This is a genomic window from Micromonospora gifhornensis, assembly GCF_016863515.1.
GTDB lineage: Bacteria > Actinomycetota > Actinomycetes > Mycobacteriales > Micromonosporaceae > Micromonospora > Micromonospora gifhornensis.
Window position 1 is genome coordinate 1 of record NZ_BOPA01000066.1, and the last position, 20,828, is coordinate 20,828.

General features: G+C 71.3%; 14 protein-coding genes. 9 read left to right on the forward strand and 5 right to left on the reverse strand.

The window, feature by feature from the left end; all coding sequences use genetic code 11:
• Positions 1-78 precede the first annotated feature (78 nt).
• The 5 genes from Vgi01_RS29115 to Vgi01_RS29135 all read left to right on the forward strand — a co-directional run bounded on the left by Vgi01_RS29115 (position 79) and on the right by Vgi01_RS29135 (position 8,675).
• Complete coding sequence (locus Vgi01_RS29115) at positions 79-387, forward strand: PfkB family carbohydrate kinase (RefSeq protein WP_204293206.1); 309 nt, start codon at positions 79-81, stop codon at positions 385-387.
• A gap of 195 nt (positions 388-582) precedes the next feature.
• On the forward strand, positions 583-2,085 hold the full coding sequence (locus tag Vgi01_RS29120) for a TIGR02677 family protein (protein WP_203224300.1): 1,503 nt from the start codon (positions 583-585) through the stop codon (positions 2,083-2,085).
• Complete coding sequence (locus tag Vgi01_RS29125; RefSeq protein ID WP_203224299.1) at positions 2,078-3,298, forward strand: TIGR02678 family protein; 1,221 nt, start codon at positions 2,078-2,080, stop codon at positions 3,296-3,298. Before Vgi01_RS29120 ends, Vgi01_RS29125 begins: the two co-directional genes overlap by 8 nt.
• A complete protein-coding gene (locus Vgi01_RS29130) occupies positions 3,295-7,392 on the forward strand; it encodes a TIGR02680 family protein (protein WP_204293199.1) in 4,098 nt (1,365 codons plus the stop codon). The genes Vgi01_RS29125 and Vgi01_RS29130 overlap by 4 nt, the downstream gene beginning before the upstream one ends.
• Positions 7,389-8,675, forward strand: coding sequence for a TIGR02679 family protein (locus Vgi01_RS29135; RefSeq protein ID WP_102656206.1), 1,287 nt, complete (start codon positions 7,389-7,391; stop codon positions 8,673-8,675). Before Vgi01_RS29130 ends, Vgi01_RS29135 begins: the two co-directional genes overlap by 4 nt.
• A 592-nt stretch (positions 8,676-9,267) precedes the next feature.
• Here the strand turns inward: Vgi01_RS29135 and Vgi01_RS29140 are convergent.
• Genes Vgi01_RS29140 through Vgi01_RS29150 form a run of 3 tightly spaced genes read right to left on the reverse strand, consistent with a single transcriptional unit; the run spans position 9,268 to position 10,693 of the window.
• Positions 9,268-9,684: an Imm1 family immunity protein gene (locus Vgi01_RS29140; RefSeq protein ID WP_102656205.1), complete on the reverse strand. Its 417-nt coding sequence runs from the start codon at positions 9,682-9,684 to the stop codon at positions 9,268-9,270.
• Positions 9,681-10,169, reverse strand: a complete 489-nt coding sequence (locus Vgi01_RS29145) for a DddA-like double-stranded DNA deaminase toxin (protein ID WP_203224335.1) — start codon at positions 10,167-10,169, stop codon at positions 9,681-9,683. The genes Vgi01_RS29140 and Vgi01_RS29145 overlap by 4 nt, the downstream gene beginning before the upstream one ends.
• Positions 10,166-10,693: a DUF6244 family protein gene (locus Vgi01_RS29150; protein ID WP_203224297.1), complete on the reverse strand. Its 528-nt coding sequence runs from the start codon at positions 10,691-10,693 to the stop codon at positions 10,166-10,168. Before Vgi01_RS29150 ends, Vgi01_RS29145 begins: the two co-directional genes overlap by 4 nt.
• Before the next feature lie 415 nt (positions 10,694-11,108).
• Between Vgi01_RS29150 and Vgi01_RS29155 the strand changes: the two genes are divergently transcribed.
• The 4 genes from Vgi01_RS29155 to Vgi01_RS29170 are packed head-to-tail and all read left to right on the forward strand — an operon-like array spanning position 11,109 to position 18,683.
• A complete protein-coding gene (locus Vgi01_RS29155; RefSeq protein WP_204293200.1) occupies positions 11,109-12,038 on the forward strand; it encodes an ABC transporter ATP-binding protein in 930 nt (309 codons plus the stop codon).
• Entirely contained in the window at positions 12,035-12,757 is a 723-nt protein-coding gene (locus Vgi01_RS29160) for an ABC transporter ATP-binding protein (protein WP_204293201.1), read from the forward strand. Before Vgi01_RS29155 ends, Vgi01_RS29160 begins: the two co-directional genes overlap by 4 nt.
• A gap of 8 nt (positions 12,758-12,765) precedes the next feature.
• Positions 12,766-15,927, forward strand: coding sequence for an FtsX-like permease family protein (locus Vgi01_RS29165; protein WP_204293202.1), 3,162 nt, complete (start codon positions 12,766-12,768; stop codon positions 15,925-15,927).
• Entirely contained in the window at positions 15,924-18,683 is a 2,760-nt protein-coding gene (locus Vgi01_RS29170) for an FtsX-like permease family protein (RefSeq protein WP_204293203.1), read from the forward strand. The genes Vgi01_RS29165 and Vgi01_RS29170 overlap by 4 nt, the downstream gene beginning before the upstream one ends.
• Positions 18,684-19,116: 433 nt before the next feature.
• Here the strand turns inward: Vgi01_RS29170 and Vgi01_RS29175 are convergent, their stop codons facing one another.
• Entirely contained in the window at positions 19,117-19,917 is an 801-nt protein-coding gene (locus Vgi01_RS29175; RefSeq protein WP_204293204.1) for a hypothetical protein, read from the reverse strand.
• Positions 19,918-19,938: 21 nt separating this feature from the next.
• Positions 19,939-20,706: a hypothetical protein gene (locus tag Vgi01_RS29180; RefSeq protein WP_204293205.1), complete on the reverse strand. Its 768-nt coding sequence runs from the start codon at positions 20,704-20,706 to the stop codon at positions 19,939-19,941.
• Between the last annotated feature and the right edge of the window lie 122 nt (positions 20,707-20,828).

The following is a 20,828-nucleotide window of genomic DNA, read 5'->3' on the forward strand; positions in this document are numbered from 1 at the left end:
AAGGACAACAGTGTGGGAATGCCATCCTGCATCCTGGCCGCGATACTTCCCTAAAAAGATCACCATGAAGCCGCCACCATCCTCCAAACGACCACCGATGATCCCGTAAACGCCGCAACCGCGCTACAACGCCTCGGTCCCCGCACCGTCATCGTCACCGCAGGCCACCACGGTGCCGCCTACTCCCATCCCGACGGAGCCGCCACCGTACCCGCGCCCACCGTCCACGCCATCGACACCACCGGAGCCGGCGACACCTTCCTCAGCAGCCTCGCCCTCGACCTCGCCCACAACATCGCGCTACACAACGCCATCACCACCGCCGTCCAGACCAGCTCCCACACCGTCCAACACGTCGGCGCCCACACACCAGCTCACAGGACCTGATGCGGCAGCCGCCCCGACACCGTCAGGCCTGCATCTGATCCGGACCTGCGCCCGTAGGCCGATGCGTGGTGGCGTGTCGATCGGGAGCGTGGCGACGCGTCTCCCCCTCATGCATCAGCCCGTGCCCTGCTACGGATCCCGGGTCCCCGTGCTGCCAGCATGTCGCGGCTACTGACCGTCGCCTATCCTGTCCGGATGGGTGAGCCGGCGGATGACCTTGGCCGCCTTGATGCCTTCACCTACCTGACGGTGCCTGAACGCGGCGTCTACCTCGCGATCATGCGTCTGTTCACGGCGTCGCTGATGACTGACCTCTCCGCGCAACAGGTGGTCGAGGAACTCGCCGCCCACGAGATCGACATTTCCCTCGACACTGCGGTGAGCCGCTTGAACCAGCTTGTCGGGTGGGGCAACCTGCTGCCCAGCTCACACACGGTGCGCGTCAAGAGCATCGAGGAGTACCAGCGCGCCCGGTCCCGTTATCAACTGTCTCCGCTCGGCGAACGGGTGCAGCGGCAGGCCGACGAGGTGCTCTTGAGCGCGGACGCCGCCCGGGAGATCAGTCGGGAGCTGCTGGGCCTGCTCGCCGCCGGTCTGGGTGACCTGGTGGATCGGGTCGAGCAGCCGGGCGGCGTCGATGCCGGCACGGCTCGCGAGGCGGTCGCCACGATCTTCGCCCAGTTCTGGGCGTTCCGTGACTCGGTACGCGACTTCTATGCTTTCCTCGGGCAGGTCCTGGCCCGCTACGACCTGGACAGCGCGGAGTACCGAGGCTTCAAGGATCTGCTCCTGGACTACGTCGAGTCGATCACCGAGGAGATTGTGCTCCTCGCGCCACGCATCGACCGTCACCTGCACCGCCTGGGGCCGTATCTGCCCGCTCTGGTGCATGTCCTGCGCGAAGGCGGGCTGGCCGGGGCCGCCGCCGACCTCGGCGTTGCCGTACAACGCAGCCGTGGTCATGAGCTCGCTGACTGGGCTGCGCTGCGGGCGTGGTTCAGTGACGTCGACGGTCGCCGCAGCGAGGTCACGCAGCTGCGCGATGCCACTATGCGGGCCCTGCAGTCGCTGCTGGCCAATGCGAAACGGATGGTCCGTTCCACCGGCAACGGTGCCTCTCGCCGTCGGGAGCTGCTGCGGTTGGCGGCCTGGCTGGACACCGCCGATGAGGAGACGGCCGCTGATCTGTTCACCTCGGCGTTCGGCCTCTATCCTGCCCGGCACCTCGGTCTCGCCGCCGAGGCGCAGGTGGTGGTGCCGGCGACGGCGAGTTGGTGGCCGGCGCCTGCCGTGCAGGTTCCCGTCGCGCTGCGCGAGCGTGGTGGGCGGGCGCCGCGCGGACGCGCTTCCGCAATCGCCGACCGCAGCGGGCAGAAGCAGGCGTTGATCGCACAGGCTGCCGCTCTTCATGAGCGGCGGGTCTCGGCCGCGGCGGAGTTGCTGTCCGCCGCCCCCGATCTGGGGGCGGTGCGTCTGTCCGCCCCGGCCATTCATCTGCTGCTCGAACTGATGGCGCAGGCTCTCGGTGCCGGTGATCCACTGCTGGGCAACGCGGTGGCTCTGGTCGTCGATCTGCAGCTGCGCTGCGAACTGTTGAGCAAGCCGCGCCACGTGTTGACCCTCCGTTCGGCTGTCGGTGATTTCACCGCCCAGGACATCGAGATCTCGATCATCCGCCTGGAGGACACCGATGGCTGACGAGCACGACATCGCGCTGGCGGTCGAGCGCCGCCGAGCGGTGCGGGCCTTGCTGTCCGCGCCGCTGCTGCTCGCCACCGACGATGATTTTCCGCTGGTCCGTCGGCATGCCGAATGGTTGAAGAGCTGGTTCGGTAACTTCCTCGGCTACCGGCTGGTGGTGGAGGCCGGTTTCGCCCGGCTGTTCAAGCCCGGCCTGGGTCCGGGGCGGGGCCGACCGCTGCTGCGCGCCAGCGGGCCGTTCACCCCACGCATGTACACGTACCTGACGCTGGGCGTAGCGGTGCTGCTCACCTGCCCTGAACAGGTGCTGTTGTCCCAGCTCATCGCTGATGTTCGGGCGGCGGCGGTGGAGGCCGGTATCGCACTCGGTGACGCTCAGCGGCCGACCGAACGTCGTGCGCTCAGCGCGGCGTTGCGGCAACTGGTGTCCTGGCAGGCGCTGCGTGAGGAGCAGGGGACGGTCGCCGGTTACGCCGACGATGACCGGGCAGAAGCCCTGCTCACCGTCAACCGTGACATCGTCGCGCACCTGGTGGCCACCCCGCCGGGCCGCAGCGTCACCGCTGCGGAGTTCGTTGGTGCTGCCGCCGAGCCCGGTCCGGGCGGCACCCGCCATGCGGTACGGCGGCGGCTGATCGAGCAACCGGTGGTGTACCTCGACGAGCTGAGCGCCGCGCAGCGGGCCTGGTTGCGTCGGGAGCAGCGCCGAGAGGAGCGGTCGTTCCTGGAGTACGCCGGTTTGCAGGCGGAGCTGCGCGCCGAGGGTGTCGCCCTGCTCGACCCCGACGACGGCCTCACCGACGTGCTCTTTCCGGGGGTCGGCACGGTCGCCCAGGCCGCGCTGCTGACGATCACTGCGCTGGTCGAGCAGTTACGTCCGGCGCCGGGGCGGCTGGTGATCGGGGTGCCCGTACCCGAGCACGTGCTGGACGGGATTCTGGCTGACCTGGTCGACCGTCATGCCCGGCGGTGGGCGGGCCGGTATGTCGAGGATCTGTTGTTGCTGCGAGAGGCGGTCGTCGCGTTGCTCATCACCATGGGGCTGTTGGCGCGGTCGGCGCCGACGGTCGCCGACGCCGAATCCACCGAGACCATCGCCGCCGAGCGGGCGGTCGACGCGCGCGCTGCTCGCGGTGACAGCCCCGAGGGTGGTCTGGTGCTGCTCGCGGCCGCGGCCCGCTACGCCGCGAGCGAGGCGGTGCGGTCATGAGCAGCACGGCCGTCGCCGCGTCCGGGACGCAGGTCGCGGTATCGCATCCGCACCGGTACCGCCTGCACCGTGCGGGGATCTGCAACATCTGGCAGTACGACAACCAGGTGTTCCAGTTCGAGCAGGGCCGGCTGTTGCTGCGCGGGAAGAACGGCGCCGGGAAGTCGAAGGCCCTGGAGTTGCTCCTGCCGTTCCTGCTCGATGGTGACGTCAAACGGCTGGATGCCACTGGCGCGGGCCGCACCACGTTTCGGTGGCTGATGAGTGAGGGTGCCAGCGGGGTGAACCGGCAGGGTTTCGTCTGGCTGGAGCTGCGGCGCGTCGATGAGCACGGGTCGCCGCGGTTTCTGACGCTGGGAGCGGTCGTGCGGTGGTCGTCCTCGACCGCCGAGGCACGGGTCACGTATGTCGTCACTGCGCGGCGCGTCGGTATCGACGTCGATCTGGCCGTCGATCGGCAGCCCGTGCCGATCGAGCGGCTGCGGGAGACACTGGGTGAGGCGGCGCTGCTGGGCAGTGCGCGGGACTACCGGGCGCGGGTGGGTCGTGAGCTGTTCGGGATCGCCGATGCGGGCCGGTACCGCAATCTGGTTCACCTGCTGTACCGGCTGCGTCGTCCCACCATCGGTGACCGGATCGAGGCGGGTCAGCTCGCCGCCGAGCTGAGCGAGGCGTTGCCGTCGGTCGACGATGACGTCCTCGATTCGGTCGCGCACAACCTTGACGACCTGGAGACCGTCCGCGCTGATCTGGGTCGGTTGGAAGCCACTCACGCCGCGTTGGCCGACCTGATGACGGCCTACCGCGGATATCTGCGCGGTGAGCTGCGCCGCCGGGTGCAGGCGGTCGACGATGCCCTGTCCCAGTTGCGTGCCCAGCGCCGCCAGGCCGGCCAGGCGGAGCGGGAGGTCGCGGCGGCGCTCGATGCGCAGCGGGCCGCGGAGGCGGTGGTGGACGGCTGGGAGCAGACGCAGCGGCAGGCCCGCGCCGAACTTGGGGCGCTGCGCGACAGCGCCGCCTACCGGGCCGTGCAGGAGTTGGGGCAGCGTCGTCTCGCGGTGCGGGCGCTGGAGTCGGCGGCCCGGTCCGCGGCCCGCGCCGCGGACGCGGACCGGCAGACGGTCACCGACGTCGTGGCACGTCTCGTCGCGGAAACCGGCCGGCTGACCGACACCATCGGCGAGCTGCGGGACAGTCACCGACGACTGCGTGACCTCGCCGCCGAGTCGGGCCTGGACGTCGGGCATCTCGGGGCCGTACCGGAGTCGCGTGGTCTCGGCGCTCCCGCCGACCCTTCGGTCCAGGTGCTGCACCACCGTCTGGCCGCTGAGGAGTTCGGGGAGCACCGTGTGCGCGTCGCCGGGGCCGAAGCGGCGGCGCGGGCCCGGCGTACGGCGGTGGCCGACGTCCAAGGGCGCCTGGACGAGGCGGACACGGCCGCCGCCGTCGCCCTCCGGGCGGAAGCCGATCGTGATCTGCTCGACGAACAGCAGCACACCGCGCAGGAGCACCTCGGTGATGTTGCCGCCGCCCTCGCCACGGCCAGCGGCGCCTTCGCGCATGCCGTACAGGAGTGGATGGCTCTTGCGGCCCTGGCCGGCGCGGACCTCGCACCGTTGCGGGAGGTTCTGCTCGGTGATGACCCGTTGCCGGCGGACGCACCGGCGCAGGTGCGCGCGGCGGCTGAGGCCGCCGCGGAGCCGTTGCGGGCTGCGGCCGAGGCCCGCCGCGATACGTTGCGCGCCCAGCGTCTCCAGGCCCAGACCCACCTCGACGAGGTACGCGCAGAGCACGCGCGGTGGAGCGCGATGACCGACCCGGAGCCGCCTCGGTCCCGGTTCCGTAGCGGCTCGCCCGCACGGCAGGGTGTGCCGTTGTACCGGCTTATCGATTTCGCCGATCACCTCGACGAGCGGCAGCGGGCCGGAATCGAGGCGGCGTTGGAATCCAGCGGGCTGCTCGACGCTCTGCTCGCCGAGGACGGCACGGTGGTGGACGCGGCCAGCGGTGAGGTGATCCTGCGGCCCGGTCCGCCCGAGCCCGCACCCACGGTGCAGCAGGCGCTGGTCGCGGTGGCCGGGGCGGAGCATGTGGCGGGCATTCTGCGCAGCATCGGCTTCGGGTCGGCCTCGGACGCGGGCAGTTGGATCGCCGACGACGGCAGGTGGCGGCTCGGGGTGGCCTACGGTGCCTGGACGAAACCGGCAGCCGAGTATGTCGGCGCCGCCAACCGTGCCGCTCTGCGTCGCCGTCGCCTCGCCGACCTGCAGCAGCAGGTGGACACGCTGACGAGCCGGCTCGGCGACCTCGACGGGCAACTCGACCTCAACGACCGGCACCGCGAGGCGCTCGCCGCCGCGCTGCGGGCACTGCCCGATGGTGGCGCGCTGAGCCGGGCGTGGGCGCGTCGTGATGAGGCGGAGGCGACGGCCGACCGGCTCGCCCGCCGGGCGGCCGAGGCCCGGCGTCGGGCGCGGGAGCTGCGGGGCGTCGCCGACGAGCGTCGAGGCCGCGCGCAGTCCGTGGCGCAGGCCCATCTGCTCCCCGACGACCGTGCCAGTCTCGACGGCATCGATCAGCGGCTGCGCCAGCTCGGTGCCGAGATGCCCCGCTACACCCGGGACATCGGGCAGTTCATCGACCAACTCGCACCGTACGAGTCGTTGATCGGCCGGCATGTCGAGGCCGTGGACACCGCCACCAGCACTGCCGACGAGGCGCTGCTCGCCGCCGAGGCGCACCTGGCCGCGGCGGAAGCGTTCGCCGTGCTCGAACGGTCGCTCGACGCCGAACCGGCGGAGATCCATCGGCAGGAGGCCGCCGCCGAGGCACGGCTGCGTGCCGCCGAGACGGAACTGCCGCCGGCTCGCCGCGGCTACGACCAGGCCCGCGACCACCGGGTCCGGGCCGAGGAGACACGCGACCAGACCCGGCGACTGCTGACCCAGCAGGAGCAGGTGGCCCTGGACGCCGGCACCGCGCTGCCCCGCGTGCTGACCCTGCCCGGTGTCGGTGACGCGCTCGCGCTGGCCGGTGACATGTCCTTCGCGCCGGGCACCGGGACCCCACCGGAGCGGATCCGGCAGCTCGACGAGCTCGCCGGCCGGCTCCGCGACGCGCTCGGCAGGCCCCAGCAGGACCTCGGCGAAAACGCCCTGCATCAGCGTTACAACGACGTCCGCAGCCGGCTGCCCGGCGGTTTCGACCTCATCTGGGAGGACCGCGCCGGGGTCAAGGTCGTCGAGATCGCCGACGACATCGGGCAGCACCCTGCCGCTGTCGCGACCGCTCGCCTCGGCGCGGAGCTGGAACAGAAGCGGTCCGCGGTGGCCGAGCGGGAACGGCACGCCTTCGAGCGTTTCCTGCTCGGCGAGTTGGGAGACGCGTTGTCCCGGCAGATGCGTGCGGCGGAGAGCCTGGTGTCGACCATGAACACCACCCTCGCCGGGGTACGTACCTCCCACGGGCTCGGCGCACGGCTGGTGTGGTCGCTGAAAGACGACGCGGAAGCGGACACCCGTACCGCCGTCGCACTGCTGCGCACGCCGTTCGAGCTACGGACCCGGGAGAACAACGACCGGCTGCGCGCGGCGCTGGCCGCCCGCGTCGAGGATGCTCGACGCGCGGACCCCTCCGCCGGGTACGCGGTCCACCTGCGCGCCGCGCTGGACTACCGCAGGTGGTTCGGCTTCACCGTCAGGGTCACCGACCAGGCCAACCCGAACCGGGAGCGCACCCTGTCCGCGCGTACCGCCATGTCGCAGGGCGAGCAGCGGGTGGTGTCGTACCTGGTGCTGTTCGCTGCCGCCGCCGCGCACTTCACCTCCGTCGGGGAGTCCTATCCACAGGCCCCACGGCTGATCCTGCTCGACGACGCATTCGCCAAGGTCGACGAGCCCACCCACGGACGCCTGCTCGGCCTGCTGGTCGACCTCGATCTGGATGCCGTTCTGACCAGCGAACGCCTGTGGGGGTGTTTCCCTGAGGTGCCGTCGCTGGGCATCTACGAATGCCTGCGGGACCCGACCCAACCCGGCGTCGCCACACTGCACTTCCGCTGGGACGGCCGCCGCCGCACGGTGCTCACCTCATGATCCCGGCCGGGGCGCTCGACTATCTCCGGTCCACCGGACTACGACCACTGTGGAGCGCGGTACACGCCCGCCTGGTCCGCAACGGTCGGCTGGTGACCGGACGCCTGACCCTCACCGGGCTGACCGACACGCAACGCGAAGCCGTCGGCCACCTCCTCGGCCAGGCTGTCGGACCGACACCCACGATAAAACTGGCCGACCTCGACCGACGGCTGCGCGACAGCGCCGCGGGAACCGGACTGCTCGGCGTGGTGGAAACGGTCATCGGTGCGGTACCCGACCGGCGCGCCGACGCCGACGCGGAGTCGGCCCGGCGAGCGTTGCTGCGCGAGCACGCCAACGCCGCCCTCGTCACCGCCGGCCTGACCGACCGCCCCTGGACCACCCTGTGGCTGGACCAGCTGTGGCGGCAGGGCCTACCCGCCCGGCTACCCACCGACGAGGTACGGCGCACCGTCAGCCAGGCAGCCATGACGCTCGGCCTCACCGTGGGTGAACAGGCGCGCACCTGGTCCCGGGGCGAACTGGCGCAACGGGTCACCGGCAGCGCCCACGGGCTCGACGATGACAGCCCGCTGACCCGTCTCGTCCTACGCGGACTCGCCCTCGCCCTCACCGGAGGCTCAGATCTGCCGCAGGGTGCGGCGCAACGCCGCGCCCTCTGGGATGCCGCCGGGGTAGCCAGCGACACCGTGGCGACCACCGTGCTCACCTACGGACTACGTCCCCTCGGCAACGACTGGCTCCGCTTGCGCGCCGACAGCGGCGCCGAGACCCATCTGACGCTCCGGGAGATCCGTCGCCTCACTCCCCTACGGCTTCACCCGCAAACCGTGTACGTGTGCGAGAACCCGCGGGTCCTGGAGGCGGCGGCGGACGCAGGTGCTGCGGCAGCGATCGTCTGCACGATGGGTAACCCCACCACCGTGACCCTCGCCCTCCTCGACGCCATCATGGAGTCGCCAGACGTGCGTCTGCTCTACCACGGAGACTTCGACTGGCCCGGCATCGCCATCGCCGACCGCATCATGCAGCGCTATGACGCCCGCCCCTGGCAGTTCATGGCCGCCGACTACCGCTGGGCCGTCGCGCAGGCCATCGAACGGGGGACGCCGCCGCAGCCACTCATCGGCCGTGCCGCCGAGACTCCATGGGATCCCGCGCTCTCCACCACGATGGCGCAAACCGCCACCGCCATCCACGAGGAGGCGGTGATCGACCGTCTCCTCGCCGACTTCGAACTCGATCCGTCGAGGAATGTCACGCCGCAGTCCTGGAGATAGACAGCCCGTCAACTACTCAGCCAGGAAGCTGGAGATCGCCTCGGTGGAGGAGGCGCCCTTGGTTGCGGTGTAGAAAAGGTAGGGCACTTCGGCACGGTTGCATCGGCGCGGTTGCAGAACTGCTGGGATGAGGCGCGACTTACCGACCTGGTGCCGACCCCGAATGGTGACCGCCAGTCCGGCCCTGCCTGTTGCGAGCCGGTCCAATCGCTTTTGCAACAAGGCAAGTTCGGCCGCTCGGCCGACGAAAACCCCGCCATCAGGTAATCCCGATCTACGTAGACGACAACTATGTAGATGCGGTCTACCCAACTCGCTGCCGCTCGACGTCCGGCCAGTCAGCACACCGGCCGGTGCCGTAGGCGTGGTGCCGCGCCGCTGCGGGGAGACGGCAGCGCGCACCGCGCGCGGCACCAGGAAGCGGACCTTTTGTGCTGCCCTGAGCACCCGTGATGACGTCGTGCATTGCCAGGTTGTCCACAGGTGCTTGGTGCGCCCTGGTTCTTCGGTACGCCGAGACGTCGCGGGTGACCACCGCCAGTTCCTTCAACCCGTCGATCGGCCACTGGTCGAACTGCCGCCGCACGCCGCGCTACTCACTGGCAGCGGGCAGGCGCGGTGGTGCGCCGCCCGTCTTGAGGAAGGTGCCCGCTACCTGTATGGCCGTGTCTGGTCGCAGCCGGAGATGCTCGGTGGGGTATTCGGTGGGTACTCCGCCCAGGTCGAAGTGGAGTTCCTGGTCAGGCGGTGGCACTGTGGGGTCGTTGAGGTAACCGCCGTCGTCGGCGATGTGTACCGCGAAGGCGTGGGCGCGGTGGCCGAGCCCGATCTGGACGCCGGGTGGCAGGTCGTCGGAGTCGTCGGTGATGTCGCTGAAGATCGTGACGACGACGGCCTCGCCGGCCTGGTGGATATCGCGCAGGAGGGCTTCCAGGGCCGCGGGGTCGGTCAGGTCGACCTCGTGGTTGTCGCGGTGGTCGCCCCGGTCGTAGGTCCAGGTCACCTTCATGCGATCGCCTTTCCGTTGCCGGTGTAGGTGCGCCAGTGGCGTACCTGCCCGTCATCGTCGCGTACGTAGACGTCCAACTGCGCGCCGGCTGGCAGCAACCGGGAGAGGATCTTCTCGCAGCCGTAGGGGGTGTAGTCGCAGGGCGGATTGTTCGTGACCACGGCCGCCCGAGTGACGTGTTCGCGGCGCATCCGGGCGGCGAACTTGGCCTCCAAATGATCGGTCGTGGTGGCGATGAGTTGGTAGGCCGGTTTGAGGTCGACGGCGGCAGCCGAGTCACGGCCAGACTTCATGGGTATCCGCTGTCCATTGATCAGCGCCACACCGGAGGTCGGATCCTTTGCCTCCCGTCGAGGCAGGTCGCGAGCGGCGTCCGTCAGCCACTCGGGAAGCGGTTCGGACGGGGCAGAGTCCTCGGTAACACTGCTGAAGGTGTCGCGGCGGGTGGGCGGTTGGCTGATGGGGCCACCACCGCCCGTCGTCAGTTTCCCAGCTCACCGACCTGCCGAGCCTGCGCCAGCGCCGCGTCGACACGGCCTCGGGCCTCAGCCTTTCGAGTACGGACCCCCGCCAGAATCTGCATCACCTGCTGCAGACGCGCCAGCGTCGGACCGGGCTGACCGCCCTGCAACGCTGCCACGACGAGCCGCCGCGCCTCGTCGACCGCGGACGCCGCCGCTGCCACGCTGCCATCCACCGTATCCAACGCCGCGACTACCGGGGCGAGCACGGCAATGGTCTCCTGTGGCGACGATTGTTGCGCCACAGAACCTACCGACCGCGATGCCTCACTCAGGACGCCCGATGCCTCGTTCAACCGGGACCGGGCCTGCCCAAGCACCTCTCGTGCCCGGCCGAGAGCGGCCGCGATACCAATAAAGCCAGAGGCCACCGCCCGAGCGGCGACCTGCTCGATGGCGCGGTCGATCGCCGCGGTCTCATGCTGTGACCGGTCTACACCCGCGGTCATCGCCAGCAAGTCGACGCCGATGGTGTCGGTCAGCGACATCGCCCAATCCCCCGCTCGAACGCCTCGCGCCTACCACCCAACGGTGGCAGCCTAGAGACGCTCGCCAGCGGAAAACAACATCGGGAAGCGAAGCTGCCGGAGATGTCTTCCGCCTGCTTCCGGCGAGCGGATCCCGGATGTCCGGGCCATCGGTGTGCACCGAGTAGAGTCGCCGGCCCGTCGACGCGTTCACGAGCAGACCCTCGTTCCGGTATCGCAGAAAGTCGCCTCGGGGCATGGTCAACGCCGCCGCTGGTTGCGAAACTGCTTCAATCTGGGCCAGCACGGGCAATCGGGGCTCTCAAACACCTCGGCAGCTATGTGTACTGGCCAGGCGACACCCTGTCCCCGGCCGGTGGGCCTGACCACCAGCCGGGCCGGGCTCGGCGTCGGCACGACCCGGACGGAGGAAGCAATGTCCCGCGCACCGCTGTCCCTGCCGCAGCCGCCGGCGCGCGCGTCCGAGTTCGGTCGGGACGCGCTCATCGTCTGCGAGAACCTGGTGCGGATCTACCAGACCGGTTCCATCGAGGTGCAGGCCCTGCAGGGACTGGACCTCACCGTGGACAGCGGGGAGCTGGTCGCCGTCGTCGGCGCCTCCGGGTCGGGCAAGTCGACGCTGCTGTCCATCCTGGCCGGTATCGACGCCCCCACCGCCGGGCGGGTGCGGGTCGACCGGTGGAACCTGCTGGGGATGTCCCGCGCGGACCGGGTGGACTACCGGCGGCACACCGTCGGGTTCGTCCGGCAGCAAACGGCGAGCAATCTGATCCCGTACCTGACCGCACGGGAGATGGTGGACCTGCCCATGACAGCGGCCCGCACCGGCAAGGAGGAGCGCCGCAAGCGTGTGGCCGAGCTGTTGGACAGCCTCGGTGTCGCCGACTGCGCCGATCGACGGCCCGGGCAACTGTCCGGAGGGCAGCAGATGCGGGTCGCGATCGCGGTGGCACTGGCCAACCGGCCGAAAGTGTTGCTCGCCGACGAGCCGACCGGCGAGTTGGACGCCGCCACGTCCGCGGAGGTTTTCGGCGTGCTGCGGGACGTCAACCAGCGCTACGGCGTCACCGTTGTCGTGGTGACCCACGACCCGGAGGTCAGCGGCCAAGTGGAGCGGACCGTCGCGATCCGGGATGGGCGTACCAGCAGCGAGGTGCTGCGCCGCACCACCACCGATGCGGTGGGTGACACGCACATGGTCGCCGAGGAGTACGCCGTGATGGACCGTGCCGGGCGGGTGCAGGTGCCCCGCGACTTCCGTCAGGCGTTGGCGCTGACCCGACGGGTCCGGTTGGCCCTGGAAGCCGACCACATCACGATCCACCCGTCGGGAGACGGCGAATGAGCAGCGAGCCGCTGCTGCGCGCACGCGGCGTGCATCGGCGTTTCCGCACCGGGCCGACCGTCGTGCACGCGCTGCGCGGTGTGTCGTTCGACGTGGCCGCCGGTTGCATGGTGGCGCTCGTCGGCCGGTCCGGCTCGGGCAAGACCACCCTGCTCAACGTCATCGGTGGTCTGGATCGCCCGGACGCCGGCACCGTACACGTCGACGGCGCCGACGTCACCGCGCTCGACGAGGACGGCCTGTCCCGGCTGCGGCGCGAGAAGGTGTCGTACGTCTTCCAGAGCTTCGGGTTGATTCCGGTGCTGTCGGCCGCGGAGAACGTCGCCGCCCCGCTGCGGCTGGCCCGCGTCGCTGCGGCCGAGCGGGAGCGGCGGGTCGAGTTGCTGCTGGAGCTGGTCGGTCTGGCCGACCATGCCCGGCAGCGGCCGGCCGAGTTGTCCGGCGGGCAGCAGCAGCGGGTGGCGATCGCCCGCGCGCTGGCCGCCTCGCCCCGGCTTCTGATCGCCGACGAGCCCACCGGGCAACTGGACGCGGAGACAGGCCTGTCGGTGATGGCTCTGCTGCGTGGGGTGGTCGAGTCCGAAGGTGTCACCGCACTGGTGTCCACCCACGATCCGGTGATGATGGCGTTGGCCGACCGGGTGATCCGGATCCACGACGGGCACCTCCACGACGAGGCAGCCGGGCAGCTGGGCGAGCCTGTGCCGGACGCGGGGTGACACGGCCGATGCTGAGGCTCGTCCGGCGGCGTGCCCGCGCGCAGTGGCCGTTGCTGGCGGCCCTCGTCGGGGTCGTCACCGTCGGCGCGACCCTGCTGGGCACCTGCACTCTGTTGAGCACCCGCACCGCCGAGCGGGCGTTGGAGGTCGCCATGGCTCGCGCCGCCCCGGCTGCCGTCGACGTGACCGTCTACACCGGCACCGTCGAGGGCCCGGACGCGCAGTCCGTCGCCGCCGACACCCGCGCCGTGCTGGCCGCCACGCTCGCACCGTTCCCGGTGACCACCACCGCGCGGGCGTCGACGGTGCTGCGGGCACTGCCGCCCGCACTCGCCCCGGGCACCACCGTCGGAGCCCAGGCGTACCTGTCGGGGCTGGACGACCTGCCGACCCGAGCTGAGCTGGTCACCGGGCGCTGGCCGCGTGAGCGTGGTGACGCGGTGGTGTTGGAGTCCACCGCCCAGCTGATCGGCCTCACCCCGGGTCGGCGGGTGCGCCTCGGCGCCGAGCTGGCCCACGAGCCCGTCCCGGCCATCGACGTGAGGGTCGTCGGTGTGGTGCGGCCGTTGCCGGGGCGCGGCTGGGACCGTGACCCGCTGGCCGCGGCAGGTTCCGCCACCGGCTACCACGACGGCCGCTTCCAGCAGCCGGTCAACGCCTACGGCCCGTTTCTCGTCGATCTCGCCGACCTGCTCACCAGCGGCGCGACCATCGGCCGGATGGAGGTCACCGCCCATCCGGACCTGTCCCACGCCCACCGCCGCGACCTGCAGACCGTGGCCGGCGCCGTCCGCGACGCGGACCGTCGGCTGGCCGGTACCCTCGGTGACCGTGTCCGGCTCGCACGGGTCGCCTCCGACCTGCCGCTGACCCTGCGCTCCGCCGACGACCAACGGCACGCCACCGCCGCCCTCGTCCTCGCCATCGCCGTCCTCGGTGGTGTCCTGACCGCGACGGCACTCGTCCTCGCCGGCCGGCTGACCGCCGGCATACGCGCCGACGAAACCGCCCTCCGGACCGCCCTCGGCACCAGCCGCCGCCAACTGGCCGCCACCGCGACACTCGACGGCGGGCTCGTCGCCGCCGTCGCCGTCATGCTCGCGATACCGGCCTCGTCGGCCCTACACGCCGGCCTGACCCACCTGCCTCCCCTGAACGACGCCGACCTCACCACCGCGCCGACCGTCACCGCCGCCCAGGTCCTCACGATCGTCGGCGGCGCGCTGGTCCTCGCCGCGATCCTCACCGTCCTGGCGATCCGACCCGGCCCGGCACCCGGCGACCGCCGCACCCGCCGTGAACTGCTGGCCCGATCCGGCGCCGACCTGATCCTCGCCGCACTTGCCGCCACCGCATGGTGGCAGCTGTACGCGCAGCCCACCACCGCCAGCCCCCGCGCCGACACGGTCCGCATCCTCGCACCGGCGCTGCTGCTCACCACCGGCGCCGCCCTGACACTGCGGGCGGTCCTGCCCGCCCTACGCGGCACCGACCGGCTGGCGTACCGGACCCGTGGGCTGGCGCTGACGCTGGCGGCCGCCGAGGCCGCCCGCCGACCCCAGGCCGTCGCCGCCGGGCTCCTCGTCGCTCTGGCCTACGCGGCCGCAACCTTCGGTCTCGCCTTCGACACCACCTGGCACCAGTCGCAGCGTGACCAGGCCGCGCTCTCCGTCGGCACCGACCTGGCAGTGTCCCTCGACGCGACGCCCGTGCCCGGCGACGGCGCGAACCTCGCCGCAGCCACCGCCGGGACGGTAAGTCCCGTCCTCGACCGGGGTACCGCCGTCGGTCAGTGGCTCGGCACCGCCGGCGACGCACCGCGCCTGGTCGCCGTCGACACCACCCGCGCCGACGCGCTGCTGCGCGGACGCCTCGACCACGACCGCACCTGGACGGACATCAGCGCACCACTCGCCCCACCCACCCCCGTCACCGGCCTGCCCGTGGCAGCCGGCGCCCCACTCCTGCTGAGCGGCACCACGACCGGCGGCACCCCACTCACCGTGACACCCCAACTGCTGCTGCAGGACGCCACCGGTCTGCGCACACCCTGCACCGGTCCCCCCGTGCCACTCGACGGCCGCGAGCACCGGCTGCCCACATGCGCGACCGCCGACGGACTGCACCTCGTCGCGGTGTCCCTGCCGGTCACCGCCGACCCCAATGCCACACTCGGCAGCCCCATCGGCATCGCCGTCACCCTCACCGTGCCGCCCACCACATCGGCGGACGGATCGCCGTGGACGGCCACGTCCGCGCCGCCGATCCCGACCAAGTTACGCAACCCGACCGTCGTGCTCTCCGCCACCGCGGCGGGGACCGCGCTGCAGATGGCGGCGACCGTCGACCTCGGCGACGCGGACGCCGCCCGCACCCTCGTCGCCACCGCCTTCCCCGACCCCGGCCCGGTGCCCGTCGCCGTCGGCACCCGCTTCGCCACCGCGGTCGGCGCCGACATCGGCAGCCAACTCAGCATCACCGTCGGCACCACGCCCGTCCCGATCGTCGTCACCGAGATCGTGCCGGCCGTACCGTCCGCCCCCGGCGCCGCCGCCGTCCTGGCCGACCTGGACACCCTGTCCCGCGCCCGCGCCGTCACCGGCGACCTGACATTCCCGGTCGACGCCTGGTGGGTCGGCCACCCCACCGACCCCGGTGCCGCCGAGCGGGCCACCGCCCTGCACCTGGGCACCGTCACCACCCGCGACGCGGAAACCGCCCGCCTCACCAGCGGCCCGCTGCACGCCGCGCTGCCCGCCGCACTCCGGCTCGTCGTCCCCGCCTCGGCCCTGCTGCTGCTCGCCGGCATCATCGCGCACGTGACCTGCGATCTGCAGGTCCGCGCCGTAGAGGTGGCGCGGCTACGTGGCCTGGGGATGACCCGACGCGGCATCCGGGCCGTACTCCTCGGCCAGCACGCCGTCATCCTGCTGCCCCTGCTCGCCGCCGGCACGGCCGTCGGCGCACTCGCCACCCGCCTCGTCGCTCCCCTGCTCGTACGCTCCGACACCGGCGCCGCACCCATCCCGGCCGCCCAACCGCACTGGCCGTGGCCGGCCGAGGCCACGCTGCTCGCCGTCCTGCTGGCCGGCTGCCTGCTGACGGTCGCCGCGGTGGTCAGCGTCCAGGTCCGCCGGGCCGACGCCGCGCACCTGCGAGTGGCGCCGTGAACCGGTGGCTGACCCACCGGTGGCCGGCCCCGCACTGGCCCAGCGTCCGCGGCCGCGGCCGCACCGACGCGGGCGCACTGCTGCTCACCGCCGCCGTCATCGCCGTCGTCGCGCTGCTCGCCGCAGCCGTGCCGGCGCTGCTGCGTGCCGCCGCCGACGACGCCGTCCAGGACACGGTCCGCCGCGCCGGCAACGAGTCGCACCTCCTCGTCCACGCCGACTGGGAACGCGACGCCGGCCCGACCGGCGGACGGCTGCGGATATCCCGCCTCGCCGACGACGTCGACGACCTCCGCGCCCGGGCGACCTACACGCTCGGACCCGACCTGGACACCGCACTGCTGCCGTCCATCGCCGTGGTCAACAGCCCGATCCTGCGCATCACCGACGGCAACCTGCCACGTACCGTCCAGCTCACCTACCTGGCCGATGACCTCGACGGCCCGGACGTGACCTGGATCGCCGGCAACGCACCCGGCCCCGCAATCCCCGAACGGTCCATCGAGATCCCCTACCACGGGCCGCCCTGGCCGATGCAGGTCGGCCTCTCCGAGGCCGACGCCGCCGCCCTCCAGGTCGGCCCCGGCGACCGCATCCCGGCCGAGGACGACCACGGACGCGACAAAGACATCCGGATCAGCGGGATCTACCGCCCCGCCGACAGCACCGACCCCGCCTGGCGACTCGCCCCGGCGCTGCTGCGCCCCGTGCCCGGCGCCGACGGCCCAGGCACCACCCGCGTCGCCGCCCTGCTGTCACGCGAGTCGCTACCCGACGCCCGACTCGCCTTCGACCAGGACCAACTGCGGCGCACCGTCCACTTCGCCCCCGCACCCGACGCACTCACCTGGGAAGCCACCACGACGCTCGCCAGCCAGGTGGTCAAACTCAAAGCATCCTCCGGCTCATCAGCCGCCCGCGACGGCTCCCTGAAATGGGAATCGCAGCTCGACACCGTCCTACGCGACGCCCGCACCCAGATCAGCGCCGCCTTCACCCAGGCCGCCGTCCTGCTCGCCGCAGTCCTGACCGCCACCGTACTGGTCCTGCTGCTCGCCGCCGACCTGCTGGTCCGCCGCCGTACCCCGGCGCTGAGCGCCGCCCGGCAACGCGGTGCGGCGCTACCCGACCTCGGCGCGGAACTGATCATCGAGTCCACCGTGGTGTCCCTGTCGGCCGCCGCCGTCGGCCTCGCACTCGCCCACACCACCGCACCAGGCGCCTCCTGGACCTGGACCATTCCCGTGGTCCTGGCCGGCGCCGTCGCCGGGCCGACGTTCGGCACCCTCGCCGCCGCCCGCGCCAGCCGCGACCGACACCAACCCGCCAACCCGGCCGCTCGGCGCTGGATCCTGACCACCGGCCGGCTGCGCCGCGCCGCCGTGGAAACCGCCGTGCTGATCGCCGCGGTCGCCGCCGTCGGCACCCTGCACCAGCGCGGACTCCTACCCGACACCGCCAACGGCGACACCGGTGAGCTGACCGGCGACCTGATCCTCCCCATCAGCGCCGTCGCCCTGAGCGCGCTCGCCGGCGCACTCGTCGTGCTGCGGCTGCTGCCCGTCGGACTACGGATCGTCCTCCGACAGGCGCTGCGCTCGCGCCGCCCGCTGGCCGTGTTCGGCGCTGCCCGGGCGGCCACCACCGCCGCACGCGCGCTGCCGCTGCTGGTGCTCGTCAGCGCCACGGCGCTCGCGTCGTTCGCACTTGTCGTCGGCGCCACCATCACCCGAGGTCTCGACGACGGCGCATGGCACACCACCGGCGCCGACGCCCGCCTCGACATCAGCAGCGACGTCCAGGACGCGACCCCCGCACTCGCCGAACGCATCGCCGCCGCACCCGGGATAGAGCAGGTCGTCGCCGCACAGATAACCGACTCCGCACCGCTCTTCACTGAATCGACACTGCTCACCCCACGCCTGGTCATCGTGGACGCCGCCGCGTTCGGGCGCCTCCTGGCCACCACCCCGCTACCCGACGCCCCGGCACTGTCCCAGCTCACCGCACCCGGACCTGACCCCGCCGCCGTGCCCGCGCTGGTCCGATCGAGCACCGGCGACCTGCACACCGGCACGCAGCTACAACTGTCCCTCGACAACGGCCCGACGATCCGGCTCACCGCAGTCGGCACCGCGCCCCCCGTCGGCGGCGCCGGCGACGTCGTCATCGTGGACGCCGCTGCCCTCGCCGAGGCCGGGCTGCCCGCCGTTCCCAACACCATCTGGGTGACCGGCCCCGGCACAGCACAGGCCGTGTCGCACAGCGACGTCCCCGCCGACATCGTGCTGCGCACCGACATCCTGCAGGCGCAACGAGTCGCGCCACTGACCGCAGGAACACTACGGCTGGCCTGGACGACCGCCGCGGTGCTGCTGGCGCTGGGACTGCTCGGCCTCACGCTCGCCGCCGCCGCCGGTGCGCAGGAACGGTGGCAGACCCTGACCCGACTGCGGACCCTCGGCCTGCGGCCACGCGACGCCCGCTGGGTCGCCGCAGGAGAACTGCTGCCACCGGTCGTGGTCGCCGCGGTGTGCGGCCCGCTACTCGGAGCCCTGCTCGCGCACCTGACGCTCGGCCCGCTCGAGCTACAGCTGCTCACCGGCCAAGCCGCCGACCCGGCGACGGTCCTGCCGTGGTGGCTGCTCGGCCTGACAGGTGTGGCGCTGGTGGCGGCGGCCACCGCAGTCGTCCCGGTCGAGGCGGCGCTGCGGCGACACGACCGGCTCAGCGAGGTACTCCGCTCCGGCGAGTAACCAGCACATGCTGCCACGATGGCAAGGCGTCGAGGGCCACCAGCGCGCAGGCGGACGCGCATGGAGCCGCCTCGGGGCCTGGTATGCGGCCGTTCCCGCCAGCGTCGCCGGCCCTCAATCGCCTCAGCCACCGAGTGCGCGCTTGACGTTGACGGGCCGATGGTCGGCGTCCGGTCAGCCGGTGCAGAAGTCCGAGTCCCAGCCCCCGGAGCAGTCCAGATTGCATCGGAGGGCCGCCTACCCGCCGAGCAGACGCGGCGATCGCGCCGCCCGGGTTGACCAGGCTGGACACGAGCCGTCTTGATCCGGAGAACGAACAGTTCGGCAAATGACCGGGTGGGCCACTTTGTCCTCCGTCGGCTGATGCGCGACACACGTCCGTCAACTGATCTGCGACGTGGGCGCAAGGCCGGTGCAAGAGTCGGCGCGAGTGCTAGCCGTGGCTCGGGGCGTCCCACAACTCCGGGTGTTGATAGTGATTGCGAGCACCAGCCTTCAGGACCGCGCGAAGCGTGGCAAAGTGCTCCGTTTCCGGCGGTAGGTCCAGGCGGTTCAGCAGCGTGAGCGCCGCCGCTGGTTCGAGGTCGCCGTAGAAGTCGTGGTAGCTGGTCAGCAAGCCCTTGAACAGCGCCGGGTGCAGCTCGGTTACGGCGGCGACGGCCTCATAGACATCGTGTTTGTAGGCCCAGCGTACGGGCCCCGAGCACGCGAGAATTCGGGCTGCCCTGCGGTGCAGGGGGCCGGTGGCCAGCGCGCTCAGGCCCAATCCAGCCCGTAGGTAGCGCACGTCGTCGCCGAGCAGCGCTGCGAACGCCACGCCCGCGGTGTTTTGATCTTCGAACCAGTCAACCCATAGTGAGTACTGCAGCTGCTCGCTTGCGTCGGGGGCTTCCAGGCGCTGCCGGTAGCCAGCCCAAAAGGCTTCGCTGATCCCCGCGTCGGCCTGGTCAGCGATGAAGTGACGGAGCTCGACGGTCACCCAGTATTCGTCAAGTAGGTCGAGAAGCCCAAGACCTAATCGGAGCCGCTCCCCCGGGGCTAGGCGGTCCTCGTCCAGCATGGCGGTCGTCCGCCCGTGGGCAAGATCGTTGTCGCTGTGCTCCAGGTCGCCCGACGGCAGACTCTGCCGCCATCGCCCGGGACCTAACGGTGTCACGCCCTGCTCGGCGAGCCAGCGCAGCGCCTCGTTCGCCTCCGGTGTGTGCACGCCAACAGCATGGACGATGCCGCCCACCCGCTGCCCCTTCACCGGATCTCAGTTCGAGGCGTTCCGCAGGAGATCGAACATGAGCCGGGCGTGTGGCTTCAACACCCCCTTGTTCGAGTAGTCCACCTCGCGGAACAGCAGTTGTCGTTGGCCGGTGCTGATCTCCCGGTCGAGCATCCGCCGCAACGACCGCTCGACCTGAGCCGTGAGATCGTCTGCCGGCCGGTCGACCAGCAGCATAAGCGCACGATGCAGAGCGGCCTCGGCGTCTTCAAGGTATAGGTAGTCTGAACCGGTCGGAAGGCGCTGCCTGGTCAGGTCGATGCCGTAGCGGAAGTCCACACCGACCAGGTCGACCCCGGAGAAGTCGTTGCCATGGAACTCGTTGGATTCCCGCAGAGCGAGCATCCGGTACCCCGGTGGCTCCGGCTGCCCTTGCTCGGCAAGGAACGCCAGATTGCTCGTGAATCGCTCGGCGGAGCCGGGCGGTGGTGCGCCCCAGAAGGTCGTCGACTTGATCCGCCCTGTGAACGCGCATTCAACAAGCTCCAGGTAATCCGCCGTCAAGTCGCGGATCTCCGCGTTCCGGAAGGTGCAGCCGATGAACCGCGAATATCCGGCCGTGCCGGTGAGCACCGCGCCGTCGAAGGAACACTCGACGTACTGCGACAGCTCCATGCCGGAGCCCAGCGCCACATATTGAAACCGGAGCCCGTCGAAGCGGCACCGCTCGAAGCGGGTGCCGACAGCGACGAGTTCGGTCAGCCCTTGCGTGGAGTAGTCGACTCCGACGATCTCCTCGTGCTCGATGACCAACCGGTTGACCTGCTCACGTGCCATGATTAATCCTTGCCACCCGCATCCGCTATGTCTTCCAGTTGTAGAGGGCGTAGTCGCACGTCTCGTAGTCACCGCCCTTGTCGACGTGCCGCTTCTTA